At 47.9% G+C, this 639-nt stretch carries 2 pseudogenes; both read right to left on the reverse strand.

The annotated features are described in order from the left end of the window. Nucleotides 1-160 (reverse strand): annotated as a pseudogene (locus H6A61_RS16315) (Rpn family recombination-promoting nuclease/putative transposase); the annotation flags it as partial. 150 nt (nucleotides 161-310) lie between these two features. Continuing rightward, nucleotides 311-639 (reverse strand): annotated as a pseudogene (locus H6A61_RS16060) (Rpn family recombination-promoting nuclease/putative transposase); the annotation flags it as partial.

Below are 639 nucleotides of genomic sequence, written 5' to 3' on the forward strand. Positions count from 1 at the left end.
TTTCCGGGAAAAGCTCTGCCGGAAGATACTCCACGCTCACTATCTTCTCATCCTCCGTCTCGAAAGGGAGCAGGGCGTTGAGAAGACTTATCACAAGGTCGGGATGTTCTCCGAACACCTTCTTGAAGGTCAAATCGGCTTTGGGGTCTAGATATTTCATAATGACAAAATGCTGTTTTTACAAAAATAGTGCAAAACCTCTGAAATACAAAACGAAAGGCGAAAGTTTTCGGCAAGTCATGATATCCAAAGCATATTTACAGACTCTTTGGATACCGAACGGGAATATGAAGAATTGGAGAACGAATAATCACAAAGCATTTATCTCGTCTTCACCAAGTCCGGTAGTCTGTGCTATTATAGCAACAGGAACACCGCTCTTTTTCAAGTTCCGGGCTATCTCAAGACGCTCCTCTGCACGGCCTTCTGCACGACCTTCAGCACGACCTTCCTCCAAACCCTCTGCACGGCCTTCCTCTAAACCCTCTGCACGGCCTTCAGCACGACCTTCAGCAAGTCCCATCTCATGCCCTCTGGCATGTCCTTCACGCAAGGCATCAGTCATAAGGGTCCTTTCCACTCTCACTGCATCCCAGAAGTCATCATAACCCTGTAGCTGCGCCTCATTGAAAGCCCCCT

This window comes from Bacteroides caecigallinarum (genome assembly GCF_016901995.1).
Taxonomy (GTDB): domain Bacteria; phylum Bacteroidota; class Bacteroidia; order Bacteroidales; family Bacteroidaceae; genus Phocaeicola; species Phocaeicola cellulolyticus.